Here is a 15,456-nt window from a genome sequence, read left to right as displayed (position 1 = left end):
CGGATTCGAGATTTGATTTGCCACGATCGAAGCCCGTTAGGGTCAGGCTGGCAGGAGAACAATCGGTCTGACTTGCCCCGAATTCGCCCCGGTTGTTGGCCAGCAATGCATATCCAATAGAATACCCAAATAAGCCATTCCCCAACTGCGGAAACGAAGGCCTGATGATTGATGACAATGCTACGGTAGGCGTCGTGGTACCGATGTTCAATGCTGAGAGAACCATCGGTGCTACCTTGGCCAGCATCTGCAGGCAGAGCCACCAGGCACTGGACATCATCGTGGTCGACGACGGATCTACGGACCTGTCCGAATCAATCGTGACCTCCCATGCCGCGAAAGATCGGCGCATACGCCTGATAAAGCAGTCGAACGCCGGTGTTGCGCAGGCCCGCAACAGCGGTGCGGCCTCTACCGATGCGGAGTTTCTGGCGTTTGTCGACGCGGATGATCTCTGGGCCCCATCCAAGATCGCCCTGCAACTGCGCGCCCTGCAGGAAGGCGGCTCTTCTGCGGGCCTGGCATATTGCTGGTTTGCCCAAATCGACGAGGACGGCCGGGTATTCTCACTATACCGACCCGATGCCGATGGCCGCGTTCTGCAACGGATGTGCAGAATGAATTTTGTCGGCAACGGAAGTTCGATGCTGATGCGTCGCTCCGCATTCGAGCAGGCGGGACAATTCGATCCTTCCCTGAGGGCCAGGAATGCACAAGGCTGCGAGGACCTTCTCATGTGCCTCAGGATAGCGGAAAGTTACGAATTCCGTGTCGTGCCTCAGCACCTGGTGGGCTATCGGATAACGAACGTCAACATGTCGAGCGATGTCATTCAGATGCTTCGTTCATGTGAAATCGTCCTTGCCGAGTATCGCGAAAAATATCCGCAGTTCGGCAGCGATCTCGATGCGCATCTGGTCGACATGATCCATTGGCTTGCCATCAGAGCCTTGGTCGGCGGGCGGCTGTTCGCAGCCGGCGACCTGCTGAAGAGATACTTCGTCCTGGAACCGCGCACGGCAATTTCCCGCCTGCCCAACATGATCGACATGTACTGCCGGGCCAGGCTGGTTCCTCGCTGGGTCAAAATTCGAGTGAAGCGGATGCGAAACAAGAACGCCGAGTTTCGGCGCCTTTATGAAGAGACCAGCTGGTGAATGTGAGCGTGTTCCTGTTCGCGCGCTTGAGGCGGCTCTTCCGCCTGGCGGCGGCGCCTGCATGGGCGGGACCGACCGTCGTCGGACTTGGGTTTGCTGCGGCGGTTCTGGAAGGCGCTGGCCTCTTCCTGTTCATTCCCCTGCTGCAGAGTCTCGGAGCGTCGTCATCTCAATCCGGCAAATGGCAGCCGATATTTGACCGGCTCCTGGCGCCCGTCCCGGAACATCTGGCGACAGCATTTCTGGTGGGCGCCCTGTGCCTCAGCATCGTTCTCAAGAATGCCGTCCTTCTCGTCAACACCTGGGTAACCCGATATGTGGACGGCCTCGTTGCGCATCAACTGCGATCCAGGGTTTTTGACCAGACGATAAGTTCATGTGTCGACTACCGGGTTGAAAACAAGCGATCGGACATCATCACGACGATTGCCAACAATACCTGGAAGGTCAGCCAGGGGCTGGCCCTGGCCTATCGGATGATGGTCAGCGCTTGCACATTCATAGTCTTTGTTCTGTTGATGCTCCTGATCTCTGTCCAATTAACCTTCTTCTCGATGGGGTTTCTGTTCATCGGGGCAATGGCCATTCGTCTGGCCACGCGCCGCGCCGACGAAACCGGAAAGGCCGTCGTTGAAGAAAACAAGCAGTTCGGCCTCAGGATGTGGGAGAGCATCAACTCGCTGCAGCTGATCCGCGCCTTCGCGCAGGAAGACTATGAGCGTCGCCGGTTCCTGCAGGTATCGGACCGGGTACGACAGCGTCTGCTTCGGCTCGACATGCTTTGGGCGACCCCGGGGCCGGTCTCCGAAATCTCGATCACGGTCCTGATCGCTGCGCTCATTCTCATCGCGGAATCGGCAAGCATCGGAATTGCCGCGCTGGCCGCTTTCCTGTCGCTTCTATACCGCCTCCAGGGGCCAACACGAGAGCTGTTGCAATCGAAGATCGCCCTGGATGGGCTTGCCGGCGCCATAGACGATGTCGATGATTTCCTGCGCACGACCGAGACGCCGTTTCTCAGTCATGGCAGCCTGCCGGCCCCTGCGCTCAGGACAGCGGTCGAATTCCGCGACGTTTGCTTTCGCTATGCCCCGGATCAGCCGCTGGCGCTGCAGAATGTCTCTTTCAGCATTCCCGCCGGCAAGACCACGGCGATCGTTGGAGAGTCGGGTGCCGGCAAATCGACCATCATGGCGCTGCTGTTTCGTTTCATGGATCCGACGTCAGGAGAGATCGTCGCCGACGGCACACGGCTTGCTGCATTCGAGCTTCGCAGCTGGCGCAAGCGGCTGTCGCTGATGTCGCAGGAAGTCTTCCTCTTCAACGACACGATAGCGGCCAACGTCGCCTACGGCGACTTCGATGCAAGTCCGGACGATCTGCGCCAAGCGGCCCGCATAGCCAAGGCGGAGGATTTCATCCGCTCGCTTCAGGATGGTTATGAAACGCAGATCGGCGACCAGGGAATGCGCCTGTCGGGCGGCCAGCGCCAGCGGATTGCGCTTGCCCGCACGATCCTTCGCAACCCCGACATCCTCCTGCTGGACGAGGCTACGAACGCGCTCGACGTTGAGACGGAGCAGGCGTTTCAGCTCGCGCTCGAGCAGTATTCGCACAATCGTACCGTGGTCGTCATCGCCCACCGGCTTTCGACAGTCCAGGCGGCCGACCAGATCATCGTAATGGCCAAGGGACGTGTGATCGAAGTTGGTTCACCGGACCAACTGCTGAAGCGGCAGGGTCATTTTTCAAGGCTCCATGAATTTCAGCACGGACGTGCCGCCATGAGGGCGACCTAGCCGATGGGATACAGACTTGTTGAGATCGAACTGTCAAAGCCCCTGGCCCCGATCGAGCTCGCTCCACAGCATGACGGCGTCGGGCTCATCGCCCGCTGGCAGGACCGGCTCATCGGGTTCGAGATGATCGCGCTGCCGGCCTCTTCCGTCTTGTCGGCGGAGAGGCTGAAGGCGGTTGCCGACGAACGCTTCGCTGACCGCATTCTCGTTGCAAAGGTGGACGTGGAATTATCGGCGCGGCGACGGTTTGCGGCGGAAACGGCACTGCCAAACCTATCCATCGCGATCTGCACGAAGGATCGCGCAAAGCGCCTTTCCCGGCTGCTGTCCTCGCTTGACCTCATCCGTTGGAAATCCGCGTTTCAATCCGTCGAAATTGTCGTTGTCGACAATGCTTCGGTCGATGCCACTACGCGCGAAGCGGTCGAGTGCTTCAAGGATGTCCGCTACGTTTTCGAACCGAAGGCAGGGCTCGATTTTGCCCGCAACGCGGCTCTTCGCGCGACCACGGGAACCCTGATTGCCTATCTGGACGATGACGTGGTCGTCGACCGCAACTGGCTTGCGGGGCTTGCCAAGGCGTGCCGGGATAATCCCGGCACCGGCGGCTTTACCGGCCTGGTGCTGCCGTTTCGCCTCGACACGGAGGCCCAGATCGTTTTCGAGCAACGCGGCGGCTTTGGCCGCGGCTTTATCCGCAATGAATTCCACAATACCCGCTTCGACAATCCGCTGCACCCGGTAGGGTCCGGTAGTCTCGGCGCCGGCTGCAACATGGCTTTCGACCGCGCGCTGCTCATCGAACTCGGCGGCTTCGACGAGGCGCTCGACACCGGATCTCCGCTGCCCGGCGGCGGCGATCTCGATATTTTCTATCGCGTGCTGCGCTCGGGCCGGCCAATGATCTATGAGCCGGAATATGCCGTTTACCACGAACACCGCGAGACGATCGAGCAGTTGAGGCGGCAATATTGGAGCTGGGGCCTCGGCATGATGGCCTTTCTCGTCAAAAGCCGCCGGACCGATGAGGAACTCAGAGCACGGCACCGCGCCATGGTTCGCTGGTGGTTCTTCAACCAGTTTAAGGCGCTGGCGCGTGCGGCGCGCGGGCTTCGGGGCCGCGATTTCCGTTTCGGCATCGCGGAGCTATGGGGTGGAATCTACGGCCTTGCGGGCGAATACGATCGTTCGAGCGCCCGTGTGCGGACAATCCGGGAGCAGAACCGATGACGGGCGATGCCTTCCGTGTCAGGCATGTCGATCTCGACGCCATTGATGCCGATGCCGACGCGGGCGACAGCCCCTCGCTATCGATCTTCTGGTGGAAGGACTTGCCGGTGGGGATGCGCGCGTCGCTGCCGGATGAACTGCCGTACACAAAGGCGCGTTTGCGGCAATTCACGGCGGAATTTTCGGCGGCACAAATGGCCGCGCGCAGCACCTCACTGGGCGCACCAATACAGGCGACAGATGAGGGGCGGCCAAAGTCCGCGCTCTCTCTCGCTGCCGCCTTCGAGGCCAAGAACCTGATCGATGGCCTTGATGAGCTTGCAACAGCGTCTTCGGCATCCGCGCAAGACATTTCGGTCGTGATCTGCACCAGGGATCGCGGGCCTGCGCTGGCCGAGTGCCTTCGCAGCCTTGCAGGACAACGCAGTGCCCCGGGCGAAATCATCGTCGTCGACAATTCCCGTGACGGCAATGCGCGGATGGTGTGCATGCAGTTCGCCGAAGTCCGTTACATTCATGAAGCGCGCCCCGGACTGAGTGTCGCCCGGACCGCCGGCATTCGCGTAAGCCGTCAAGCCATCATCGCCTTCACCGATGACGATGTCGAAGTTCATGCCGGTTGGACTGCCGAGATTGCACGCGCCTTTGCGGAGCACGACGTCGAGGCGCTGACGGGCCTGGTATTGCCGGCCCGGCTCGATACGGTCGCACAACGCAGCTTCCAGTTCGACATGGGCGGGTTCGGCACCACTTTCGTGCCGCTCGTCTTCGGCCGGCGCTTCTTCGAGGAGACCCGGCCAAATGGAGCACATGTCTGGAGAATCGGCGCCGGTGCCAATATGGCCTTTCGCCGCTCCGTCTTCGATCGGATCGGCTTGTTCGATGAGCGCCTCGGCGCCGGCGCCGCCGGCTGTTCCGAGGATTCGGAATTCTGGTACCGTTTGCTGGCAACCGGAGGCGCCTGCCTCTATGAACCCAGGATTGTCGTCTTTCACCATCATCGCAGCGACTGGCCGGGTTTGAGACGGCAGATGAGGGCCTACATGAAGGGCCATGTCGCGGCCCTTGTCGTGCAATATGATAATTTCGGCGACCGCGGAAACATCGTTCGGATCTGGAAAAAGTTGCCGGCTTACTTCTTGAGGACATTCCTCAGGACGCTTTTCGAAGGCCCGCCCGGCAGGATCGGAATTCTGGCAGCGGAAGTGGAAGGATGGCTGGCCGGTCTTCAATTTCTCTTGCGTTTCGGCTGGCGAAAGCGACGAACCTTACCCCCGCAAGCATTGGCTGAGGAAAAAACCTGATGATCCGCAAGGCGCCGCTTGGTCAGTTTCTTTCCCGGAATCCCTTTCCACACGGCCTGACCGACGGCCTGTTTTACCGGGAGAAGATGCGAGCCATTCACCGTGTTGCTCCCTCGGGAATCGAGGGGCGAATATTGGAAATTGGCGGTGGCCGCAGTGGATTGGCGAGCATCCTCTATCCGAACGCGGATATCGTCACCCTCGATGTCGATCCCGAACTGGGCAGGCTCCAGCCGCCATGGGCGAGGTCAACCTTCGTCTGCGGCGATGCCTGTGCCCTGCCCTTCGCAGACGACAGTTTCGATGTCGCGACGCTGTTTGACGTGCTTGAACATATCGAGGACGACCGCCGCGCTGCGCAGGAGGCGCTGAGGGTGGTGCGACCCGGCGGATATGTGCTTGTCTCCACGCCTGAGGCCGATTGGCACTACCCGTATTTCCGTATCATGAAGCCGTTTTGCCCGCATGAGAGCGAACTGATGCGGGAATGGGGCCACGTTCGGCGTGGCTATCGGGATCCCGAGCTCGCTGCGCTCTTCGACAAGCCGCCGGAACTTCGGGCCACATTCATCAACCCGGTGACGGCGTTCTTTCACGACGTCGCATTTTCCCGTATTGGAAAGCGCCGACGCAAGGTCCTCTACGCGTTGGCGGCGCCCATTACGGCGGTTGGCTATGCGCTACACCGGCCCTCAACACGCGGTACGGAAACGGCCTTTTCCTGGCGCAAATGACCTCTTGGCAAATGACTTAGTGCGCAAATGACTGGCCGCCAAACCTCGCTCGTCGTTGCCCTCTTCCCATGGGGCGACGTCATGGAGGAGTTTCTCGACCCGATAGGGTTGCGGCTTGAGGAATTCGTCGGGCAGATGACCGGCGGCTGGCTGTTCGGCTATGCGGCCGCCCTGCAACTGGCCGGGCACAGTCCGATCATTGTTTGCGCATCCGAGCATGCCTCGCGGACAGAGTGCTATCTTCATGCGGGAACTGGCACGCCTATCTGGGTCGTCCCGGGGAAGCGCGCGCGCCAGGGCCACTCTGCGGCGGCTTACAGTCTGCGACGCTGGGCCACGACGCCGCTGTCCGCTTTCCGAAAGGTCCTCGCCTCCTCGCAATGCGACGTAATACTCGCCCAGGAATATGAATACACCCGGTTTGATGCGCTCGCCTGGCTGGCGCACCGTATGCGCATTCCCCTTTATGCGACCTTCCAGGGCGGCGACCGCACATTGTCCTGGATCGAGGCGATCGCCCGCCAGGCATCGCTTCGCGCTTGCAGCGGCCTGATCGTCGCATCGGCTGCTGAGCGCGAACGGCTCAGCAAAGCCTACCCGCGCATTGCACTCGACATCGCCAATATCGCCAACCCGATCGACGTCGAGGAATGGAAAGCGATCGCGCGCCAGGAAGCGCGGAAAAGCCTCGGCTTGCCGAGCGAGACATTTATCGCCGTCAATCACGGGCGCATCGACATTCGCCGGAAGGGACTCGATGTGCTCCTGAAAGCCTGGCCCTTGTTTTCCGCAGACGCATCATCGGAACTGGTGATCATCGGCTCAGGTCAGGATCGGAACGAATTTGCCGGGCTTTTGCGCGAAGCCGGACTGGCCAACGTGAGATGGCTTTCCGCCTATACCACGGATCGGTCGCTGATCCGGCGCTGGCTTTCGGCGGCAGATGCCTACGTCACCACGTCGCGCATCGAAGGCATGCCGGTAGCACCGCTGGAGGCGATGGCTTGCGGCCTGCCCGTCGTCGCTACCGACGCACAGGGGCTCCCCGACATTCTGGCAAACGGCGAAGCGTCGGGTGGGCTGATGGTGCGAAAGGACCAGCCGGAGGAAATCGCGCGCGCCCTGCAAAGATTGAAGGACGATCTGCACTTGCGGGAACGCCTGGGTCAGGCGGCACGAAAGCGGATAGAGGAAAATTTCTCGCTTGCCGCAGTCGCCGCCGCTCTCGATTGCTTGTTGACCAGGCGGTAGGGTTCTTCCGCGAAAAAGATCCTCACAACCGGCGGCGATACCAGGCCAGCGCCGTTTCGACGATCCGGTCGATTCCGGATTGCTCAGGCATCCAGCCGAGTTCCCGGGCCGCCTTGCCGGCCGCGGCCACAAGCGCAGGCGGGTCGCCTGCCCTGCGCGGACCGTAGGCCACAGGGAGGCGCGTTCCCGAAGCCCGGCTCACCGCATCGACCAACTCGTTCACCGTCGTTCCGGTTCCGGTGCCGAGATTGTAGACGTGGACTCCCGGATCGCGCAGAAGCTTCTCCCCTGCCAGAACGTGAGCACGGGCGAGATCGCTGACGTGGACATAGTCCCGCACCGCGGTTCCGTCCCTTGTGTCGAAGTCGGTGCCATTAATGGTAAATACCCGGCCCGACCTGATCGCGGCCTCGATTGCGAGCGGAATCACATGCGTTTCCGGTTCATGCCGCTCACCGACCTCGCCGTCGGGATCACATCCGGCCGCATTGAAATACCGCAGCACAACCGCGTTGAGGCCATGGGCGTCGGAAAGATTGTCCACCATTCGTTCTATGATGAATTTCGACCACCCATAGGGATTGATGGGCGACTGCGGATGCGTTTCGTCGATCGGCGAACGAACTGGAACGCCGTAAGACGCGCAGGTGCTCGAAAAGATCAGCTTGTCGACGCCGGCCTTCAGCATTTCCTCGAGCAAGACCAGCGTCCCAAAACTGTTGTTTCGGTAGTAGAGTTCCGGGCGCTCGACGGACTCGCCGACATAGGCGTAGGCGGCGAAATGCGCCACCACATCCGGCCGATACTGGTGCAGCGCCGCTGCCACCGCTGCACCGTCGCAAACATCGCCCTCGACAAGCGGTCCCCATTTGACCGCGTCGCGCCAGCCGCGCGAGAGGTTGTCATAGGCAACGACCGACCAACCGGATTCGGCGAACGCCTTGCAACAGTGTGAGCCGATGTACCCTGCCCCGCCAGTGACCAGGACTGTTTTCATTCGGCTGCAGCGGACCGAGCATATCCCGATGAGACCAATTCATCGAAATAGGCAATGGTCTTGGCGAGACCATCGCGCAATGCGATTCTTGGCGTCCAATTGAGCTCGCGCAAGGCACATCCGATATCAGGCTGTCGCTGCCTTGGGTCATCGACGGGCAAAGGCAAAAACCTGATCTTGGATCGGCTTCCGGTAAGCTCGATCATCAGATTGGCGAGTTCGAGCATCGTGAATTCGACCGGATTGCCGAGATTGATCGGGCCGGTAACATCGTCGGCCGTGTTCATCAGGCGAACCAGACCGTCGATGAGATCGTCGACGTAGCAAAATGAGCGTGTCTGCTCGCCGGTGCCGTACACAGTTATCGGCTTGTTTTGCAGTGCCTGCACGATGAAGTTGGAAATGACGCGGCCGTCGTCCGGACGCATCCTCGGACCGTAAGTGTTGAAGATGCGCGCTACCTTGATCCGCAGACTGTGCTGTCGCCAATAGTCGAAAAACAGGGTTTCGGCACACCGCTTGCCTTCGTCGTAACAGGAACGCGGACCTATCGGATTTACCCTGCCCCAATAGTCCTCGGTCTGCGGGTGAATCTCGGGATCGCCGTAGACTTCAGACGTGGACGCCTGAAGGATCTTTGCGCGAACCCGCTTGGCGAGCCCCAGCATATTGATCGCCCCATGGACGTTGGTCTTTGTCGTCTGGACCGGATCGAATTGATAGTGAACCGGGCTTGCCGGGCAAGCAAGGTTGTATATTTCATCAACTTCTATGTAGAGCGGAAATGTCACGTCGTGGCGAATGATCTCAAAGGATCTGTTGTCGAGCAAATGCGAGACGTTTCTCCGACTTCCTGTGAAGAAATTGTCGACGCATACAACCTCGTGGCCTTCAGCAAGCAACCGCTCGCATAAGAACGATCCCAGAAAACCTGCGCCTCCCGTCACCAAGACTCGCTTTGCCTGCTGCATTTTTGGGATCCTCACGCCAGTTCTTCACGCAATCGAATGCGCAAAGCGCTGGGGCGAGGATAGGAAAAAAATGCTGCGCCGAAAACACAAAATGTTAACGGACCTGAAATAGTCGCGTGAGTGCGCGGCGCACGATCCATGAAAAAGCCCCTTTTGCCATTCTTTCACGGTTTTCGTCCGAACCTCAGCCTACCGGCAATCGACATTTGGACGTGAATGCGCTGCGTTGCATCATGATTGTAATAAAATAAAGGGAGATGGGTCCTGCACGGTCTTGACCCGGCTCCTATCGCTGCCGATGAACGCCTCGCGACTGGGGGTCAAAGCTGACATAGCCGATGTCCACTTTCGACCCCCTGCAAGCTCTCTCCGCCGTGCTAGGCCGGTTGGAGTTCCCTGTGCGGCAGCCGTGGGAAGGCGATCGCCACCGCCACGGCGCCGAGCCCGACAAGGGCCGAGCCGATGAACAGCCAGGAATAGCTGGCATAGGCGTCGTACACCATGCCGCCGGCAAGCGGGCCGAAGGCCATGCCGATGCTGGACAGCATGGTTACAGCACCAAACACGGTGCCGAGGATGCGCTGGCCGAAATATTCGCGCGCCAGCACCGCATAGAGCGGCATCACGCCGCCATAGGTGGCGCCGAAGATGACGGCGAGCGTGTAGAATTGACCAAGCTCGCTGACCGCAAGATAGGCTGCAATGACCACCGACTGTATCGCCAGACCGGTAATCAGCACCGGCTTGACTCCCAGCCGGTCGGCAAGCACGCCGTATAAAAGCCTGCCGCCCAGCCCCGCCAGGCCCTCAATGCTGTAAATGCTGACCGCCGCCATCGGCGCTATGCCGCACAGCATCGCATAGCTCACCATGTGGAAGATTGGCCCGGAATGCGCCGCGCAGCAGGCAAAGAAGGTCAGTGCCAGAACGATGAATTGCGGCGAGCGCAGCGCCTGTAGAACCGACATGCCGGTATCGTCGGCGGCAGGATCGGAGGCGGCGTCGTCAGCGGCAGGCTTGGGCGGCTGGCGCACCAGCAATGCTGCCGGCACCAGCAGCGCCCACGCCGCGATGCCGATGACCAACATGGCGGTGCGCCAGTCATAGGCTGAGATCAGCCAGCGCGCGAAGGGCGAGATCGTCATTGGTGCCACGCCCATGCCGGCCGAAACCAGCGAAACCGCAAGGCTGCGGTTCTTGTCGAACCACGCCGAGGTCAGCGCGATCATCGGCGCAAAGAAGGCGCTTGCCGCGAGGCCGACGAGCACGCCATAGGTGATCTGGAAGACAAGCAGCGAGCCGGTGCGGCTGGCCAGCACCAGCGCCAGCCCTAGCAGCACCGCTCCTGTCATCACCACAATGCGAGCGCCGTAGCGATCGTAAATGGCGCCCCAGGCGAAACCGCCGAGGCCCATCACCAGGAAGTTCAGTGTCATCGCGCTCGATATGCCGGCGCGCGACCAATCTGTGTCGAGCGCCATCGGTTCGAGGAAGATCGCCAGCGAGAACATCGCCCCGAGGGCAACGCAGGTCATCAGGGCGCCAGCCGCGACGATGACCCAACGATAGGAAAGGCTCATGCTTTTTCTCCCGAGATCGTTTGGACACGGCGCGACTTCTTTCGAACTTCGTCACGCCGCTTGCGTCCGAAGGACGATGGCGACATTTCGAATCCTACAATCCGGTTGCATTTTTTATCCAGTCGCGAAATCGCGCCACTCGATTGCTCCATTGCCCACTCGATTGGTCCATTGCCCACTCGATTGGTCCATTGCATTGACCGTGCGCCGTCCTGGGCTAGATTTCCAACCTGGCGATCAGGAGCTATCAGGCATGGAACTTCATCGCGGCCGTCTCATCGACCACGTCCAGCTCGTGGTCAGCGATCTCAAGGCAAGCCGGCGCTTTTACAAGGCGGTTTTCAAGGTGCTCGATGTTCCCATCGGCGGCAGCGCCGAGGATTATTTTTGGGCCGACGAGCTGTTCGTCTCCAGCATCGACAGCCGGGCGGCCAGCGGACAACTGACGGGCCGCCACCACCTTGCCTTCCAGGCCAAGGACCGTGCGATGGTCGACGCCTTCTACAAGGCCGGCCTCGACGCTGGCGGCGTGGACAACGGCGCGCCGGGCGAGCGACAGCACTACCATCCCGGTTACTACGCCGCCTTCCTGCTCGATCCAGACGGCAACAACATCGAGGCCGTCTTTCACGGGCCGGCCAACCGCACCGCCGCTTCGGTGAAGATTACGTTTTAGCTCGGGGGTTCGCTTGCGCTAGGACAGGGGCAATCTCGTCACGTCGCGCCGCCCCTCATCTGGCTGCCGGGTGCCCGGCAGGGCGATGAGGGGCGGCACCAACGCTTAATATTCAACTTCAACGCCGAACTCTGTGGCTGTTTTTCGGGATTTCAGCCCGGCACACGCTTCAGCGCCTGCGCCATGCAGTGGATGCCGCCGCCGGTCTTCGAGATCTCGCTCATGTCGACCGCCGCCACCTCGAAACCGCGCGCCTTGAGCTGGCCGATCAGCGTCTGGCTGGAGGTCGGCGCGATCACCCGATCCTTGCCCAGCGACATGAAGTTGCAGCCGAGCGCCATCGTGTCCTGGAACGGCACGTCGATGATCTCGTGGCCCTTGCCCTTCAGCCAGTCGACGATGCCCGGCTCGGTGCAGGCGAGGCAGACGGCGGTCAGTTTCTCGGCGATCGGCACCACCATCAGATCGATATGGACATAATATTCGTCGATGAAGGCGATGCGGGTTTCCCAGCCCTCCTTGTCGAACCAGGCCTGGACCTGGCGCGCGCCCTCCTCCTGGGTGCGGGCGCCGCCACAGCCGATCAGCACCACGCCGTCCTCGATGACGTTGAAGTCGCCGCCCTCGAAAGTGCCCGCGGTGACCATGTCGTAGATCGGAATGCCGAGCTTCTCATAGGTGCGGATCGCCGCATAGTTCTCGCCGCGCCGCCACCATTGGGACATCGCGGTGATGAAGGCGCCATACGGCGTCATGACACTGGAATCGCGCGAATAGACCTGCATCGGCAACTCCGGCGTCGGCTCGTGCCAGTGGATGTGGACGCCGAAATGCTCGTAAGCGGCGACCAGGTCCTTGTGCTGCGCCTGCGCGATCTGGACGTTGCACGGCGCCTCGCGCAGATGCTTGCGCGACAGCGAGCTGGTCGAGAGGTGGCGCAGGAAATTCGGCGAGCCGAGCAGCACGTCGGTCAGGGCGTCGGTCTCGTTGGCAAAGCCCCAGGCGGTCAATGGCTTGGTGCCGCCGGCCGGATTGCGGCGCTGCAATGAAAACGGTTCTGCTGCGATGCGGTCATGGACGGTCATGGGATTTCTCCTGGCTTCGAGTGATCACGCGGCTTGTGGGTTGCTTGGTATCCACCAGCCCCGTCCGCGCGGGGTGGTGACATATTCCGGCCAGCGGAAATGGATCGGCGGTTCGTAGTCGCAGAGCGGCGCCAGCCAGTTGCTGCCACCAATGCCGCCGCCGGTGCGGGCGACGAATTCGTCCATCGCCGCGTCGCGGGCGGCCTTGTCTTCCAGCAGGCGAAGGGCTGCCAACGCAATCGTCTTCGACGCGCAGGCAACCATCGGATCGATGGTAGCGGAAATGCCGCCCAGCGCATTCATCGCCCAGGACGGGTAGGCGTGGCCACTCTCGCGACGCAGCGCCGGCCGGGCGACGTAGAACCGCGCCGTCGGCGTCTGCCACGACATGTCGGTGTAATCGTCGGAGGTCGAATTCAGCTGCGACGGCGGCAAGTCGCGGCGCAGCAACGCCTCCGCCTCCCCAGGCGCAATCAGCTGCTCCAACTCGGCGATAAACGGCTCGTCGGTCGCCGCGCCGCCGGCATTGACCTGGATTTCGCGGGCAATCGCCTTGGCCGTCTCGTCCCAGCGCGGCGGCCCGACCGTCGACAGCGCATCGTAGGCAATACCCGCCATGGCATGATTGGCTAGCCCCGGCCGCGACTTCGACACCCAGTGCCGCTCATGGCGGCAGCCGCTCATCTTGGCAGCGGCTTCGGCATTGCGGTCGAGCACGGCGGTGACCTGCTCGGCCATCGCAAGCGTCGGCACGCGGATCATGTACTGGATCTCGGCCAGACCCGCTGCCAGATTGTCGGCGGTCGCCTGCCCCGCAGTCAGGATCGCCTCGCTGATCGACCAGCCGCCCTGATGCGGCAGCATGGAATCACGCAGCGCCTTGGACGCCATGTACATCATGACAAGCGCGTCGTTGGCGCCGGGCGCCCTGACCGCCGAATGCGCCTGCGGGATCGGAGCGCCATCGCTTGCGCGAACCCAATTTTCGGGTTCGTCGCAGACAAAGCGATAGATCATCGCATAGGCCGCGCCGCAATGCGTGTCCCAGCGCGCCGTGTTGCAGAGCGGCAGCATGTAGAAAGGATGGAAGGAGATCATGCCGGCAAGGCCATCGTAGTAGCCTTTTGCGGCATGGATCGGCTTCGACCCCCGCACTTTTTCCGCCGGCTCGCCGGTGAAGCGCAGCGAGCCCGATATGCCGTGGCGCTGCATCGCCGCCTTGGTCGCCAAAAGCCCGCCCAGGCTGGCAATGCCGAGGCCGGAATGCGGATCGGTGTGGCCGCCGGCCTGAGCGCCTAGACCAGGACGCGGTCGCTTGACGGTCGCCGCGTCCTGGCAATTGCCCGGCACCGCGTCATACTCGGCATACATGCCGATCGTCGGCCCGGCGCCGTTGGTCCAGTGGGCGCAAAAGGCGGTCGGCATCCCGCCGGAGCCTTCCTCGACCGAAAAGCCCTCGTGCAACAGACGCTCGACATACCAGGCGGCCGACTGGTATTCGCGCCAGGCAGTCTCGCCGAAATCGAAGATCGTCCGCGTCCATGCCGACAGCGACGGCTGGATATCGTCCAGACAGGCAAGCGCGGTCGCTTGAGCCGAGTTCGTCACCGGATCCTCCATCGGTCAAAGAAAGCAGTGAAGCGCCTCGCCAAAAAGTGATATGTTTTCCCGGCTCATGCAAATTCGGTTCACCTCTTGAGAATTCCCTCGACTCAGGCGCTGCGCGCCCTCGACAGCTTCGCCCGCCACGGCAGCGTCTGGCGCGCCGCCGACGAACTGCATCTGACCCGCAGCGCGGTCAGCCATCAATTGCGGCTACTCGAACGCGACCTCGGCTTCGATCTGCTCGAGCGCATCGGCAAGGGCGTGGCGCTGACGCCGCGCGGCCAACGCTACGCCAGCGACGTGCGCAAAGCGCTGACGGTGCTCGGCGATGCGGTAACGCGCCATGCCGGCACCGGCGTCGGCGGCTCGTTCAGCGTCAGTTGCACGCCGGGCTTCGCCTCGCTGTTCCTGTGCACGCACATCGGCGAATTCCGGCAGATGTACCCCGATGTCGCGCTGCGCATCCTGACACCGCGGCGGCTGGACGACGTCAGCAATGCCGACGCCGACGCCTTCATCGCCTTCGGCGTCGGCAACTGGCCGAACCGGGCGGTCGAGCTGTTGTGCGAGATCTCGTTCACGCCGCTGTGCAGCCCGACGCTGCTCAACAAGATCGGCGGGTTTTCCAAGCCGGCCGACGTGCTGCGCGCCAATCTCCTGCATCTCGGCGACACCGAGGACTGGGCGCGCTGGCTGGCGCTGTCGAAGGTCGAGAATCCCGACACCGAGGGCGGCATTTTCTTTTCTGACATGAACCTGGTCTTTTCGGCCGCCATCGCCGGCCAGGGCATCGCCATGGCCGACGAGCTGACCAGCCGCCGGGCGCTGAGCGAAGGCCGGCTGGTGCGCCCCTTCGACATCGCAATCAGTTCGCCGCGCTCCTATTTTCTCGTTTCCGAACATGCCAAGGCGGCGCATCCGGTGCTGGAGGCGTTCGGGAGGTGGCTGAGGTCGAAACTGTCGGAGAATAGGGTCGGGCCATATTGAGCGAGGCGCCAAAACCGCCGATCTCCCCCCTCGTGGGGGAGATGCCCGGCAGGGCAGAGGGGGGGCGCGAAGGCTCGCTA

At 61.7% G+C, this 15,456-nt stretch carries 13 protein-coding genes; 8 read left to right on the top strand and 5 right to left on the bottom strand.

Annotated elements, in window-relative coordinates; all coding sequences use genetic code 11:
- Nucleotides 1-164 precede the first annotated feature (164 nt).
- From BQ8794_RS29310 to BQ8794_RS29285, 6 genes are read left to right on the top strand one after another with little or no spacing between them, the layout of a single operon-like run.
- Nucleotides 165-1,157, top strand: a complete 993-nt coding sequence (locus BQ8794_RS29310; protein ID WP_077382389.1) for a glycosyltransferase family 2 protein — start codon at nt 165-167, stop codon at nt 1,155-1,157.
- Nucleotides 1,154-2,956: an ABC transporter ATP-binding protein gene (locus BQ8794_RS29305; protein WP_244555149.1), complete on the top strand. Its 1,803-nt coding sequence runs from the start codon at nt 1,154-1,156 to the stop codon at nt 2,954-2,956. The genes BQ8794_RS29310 and BQ8794_RS29305 overlap by 4 nt, the downstream gene beginning before the upstream one ends.
- 3 nt (nt 2,957-2,959) lie before the next feature.
- Entirely contained in the window at nt 2,960-4,186 is a 1,227-nt protein-coding gene (locus BQ8794_RS29300) for a glycosyltransferase family 2 protein (RefSeq protein WP_077382385.1), read from the top strand.
- Nucleotides 4,183-5,490 (top strand): glycosyltransferase family 2 protein, encoded by a 1,308-nt coding sequence (locus tag BQ8794_RS29295; RefSeq protein ID WP_077382382.1) that lies wholly within the window; start codon nt 4,183-4,185, stop codon nt 5,488-5,490. The genes BQ8794_RS29300 and BQ8794_RS29295 overlap by 4 nt, the downstream gene beginning before the upstream one ends.
- Nucleotides 5,490-6,224, top strand: coding sequence for a class I SAM-dependent methyltransferase (locus BQ8794_RS29290; protein WP_077382379.1), 735 nt, complete (start codon nt 5,490-5,492; stop codon nt 6,222-6,224). The genes BQ8794_RS29295 and BQ8794_RS29290 overlap by 1 nt, the downstream gene beginning before the upstream one ends.
- Nucleotides 6,225-6,251: 27 nt before the next feature.
- Complete coding sequence (locus BQ8794_RS29285; RefSeq protein ID WP_077382376.1) at nt 6,252-7,475, top strand: glycosyltransferase family 4 protein; 1,224 nt, start codon at nt 6,252-6,254, stop codon at nt 7,473-7,475.
- A 22-nt stretch (nt 7,476-7,497) separates the two neighbouring features.
- Here the strand turns inward: BQ8794_RS29285 and galE are convergent, their stop codons facing one another.
- The 3 genes from galE to BQ8794_RS29270 all read right to left on the bottom strand — a co-directional run bounded on the left by galE (nt 7,498) and on the right by BQ8794_RS29270 (nt 11,023).
- Nucleotides 7,498-8,472: a UDP-glucose 4-epimerase GalE gene (gene galE, locus BQ8794_RS29280; RefSeq protein ID WP_077382373.1), complete on the bottom strand. Its 975-nt coding sequence runs from the start codon at nt 8,470-8,472 to the stop codon at nt 7,498-7,500.
- Nucleotides 8,469-9,443, bottom strand: a complete 975-nt coding sequence (locus BQ8794_RS29275) for a UDP-glucuronic acid decarboxylase family protein (protein WP_143744754.1) — start codon at nt 9,441-9,443, stop codon at nt 8,469-8,471. Before BQ8794_RS29275 ends, galE begins: the two co-directional genes overlap by 4 nt.
- Before the next feature lie 377 nt (nt 9,444-9,820).
- Nucleotides 9,821-11,023, bottom strand: a complete 1,203-nt coding sequence (locus BQ8794_RS29270; RefSeq protein ID WP_077382370.1) for an MFS transporter — start codon at nt 11,021-11,023, stop codon at nt 9,821-9,823.
- Nucleotides 11,024-11,276: 253 nt separating this feature from the next.
- On the opposite strand from BQ8794_RS29270, the gene BQ8794_RS29265 reads away from it, so the two are divergent.
- A complete protein-coding gene (locus tag BQ8794_RS29265; protein ID WP_077382368.1) occupies nt 11,277-11,699 on the top strand; it encodes a VOC family protein in 423 nt (140 codons plus the stop codon).
- Between the two features lie 152 nt (nt 11,700-11,851).
- Here the strand turns inward: BQ8794_RS29265 and BQ8794_RS29260 are convergent, their stop codons facing one another.
- Both BQ8794_RS29260 and BQ8794_RS29255 read right to left on the bottom strand, forming a co-directional pair.
- Nucleotides 11,852-12,784 (bottom strand): dimethylarginine dimethylaminohydrolase family protein, encoded by a 933-nt coding sequence (locus BQ8794_RS29260; RefSeq protein ID WP_077382365.1) that lies wholly within the window; start codon nt 12,782-12,784, stop codon nt 11,852-11,854.
- 24 nt (nt 12,785-12,808) lie between these two features.
- Nucleotides 12,809-14,404, bottom strand: coding sequence for a zinc-binding metallopeptidase family protein (locus BQ8794_RS29255; protein ID WP_077382362.1), 1,596 nt, complete (start codon nt 14,402-14,404; stop codon nt 12,809-12,811).
- A 75-nt stretch (nt 14,405-14,479) separates the two neighbouring features.
- On the opposite strand from BQ8794_RS29255, the gene BQ8794_RS29250 reads away from it, so the two are divergent.
- Nucleotides 14,480-15,376, top strand: coding sequence for a LysR substrate-binding domain-containing protein (locus tag BQ8794_RS29250; RefSeq protein WP_077382359.1), 897 nt, complete (start codon nt 14,480-14,482; stop codon nt 15,374-15,376).
- Nucleotides 15,377-15,456 lie beyond the last annotated feature (80 nt).

The organism is Mesorhizobium prunaredense (assembly GCF_900156895.1).
GTDB lineage: Bacteria > Pseudomonadota > Alphaproteobacteria > Rhizobiales > Rhizobiaceae > Mesorhizobium > Mesorhizobium prunaredense.
The sequence above is the reverse complement of the archived record's forward strand: the minus strand, read 5'-3'. Positions and strand labels throughout refer to the sequence as shown.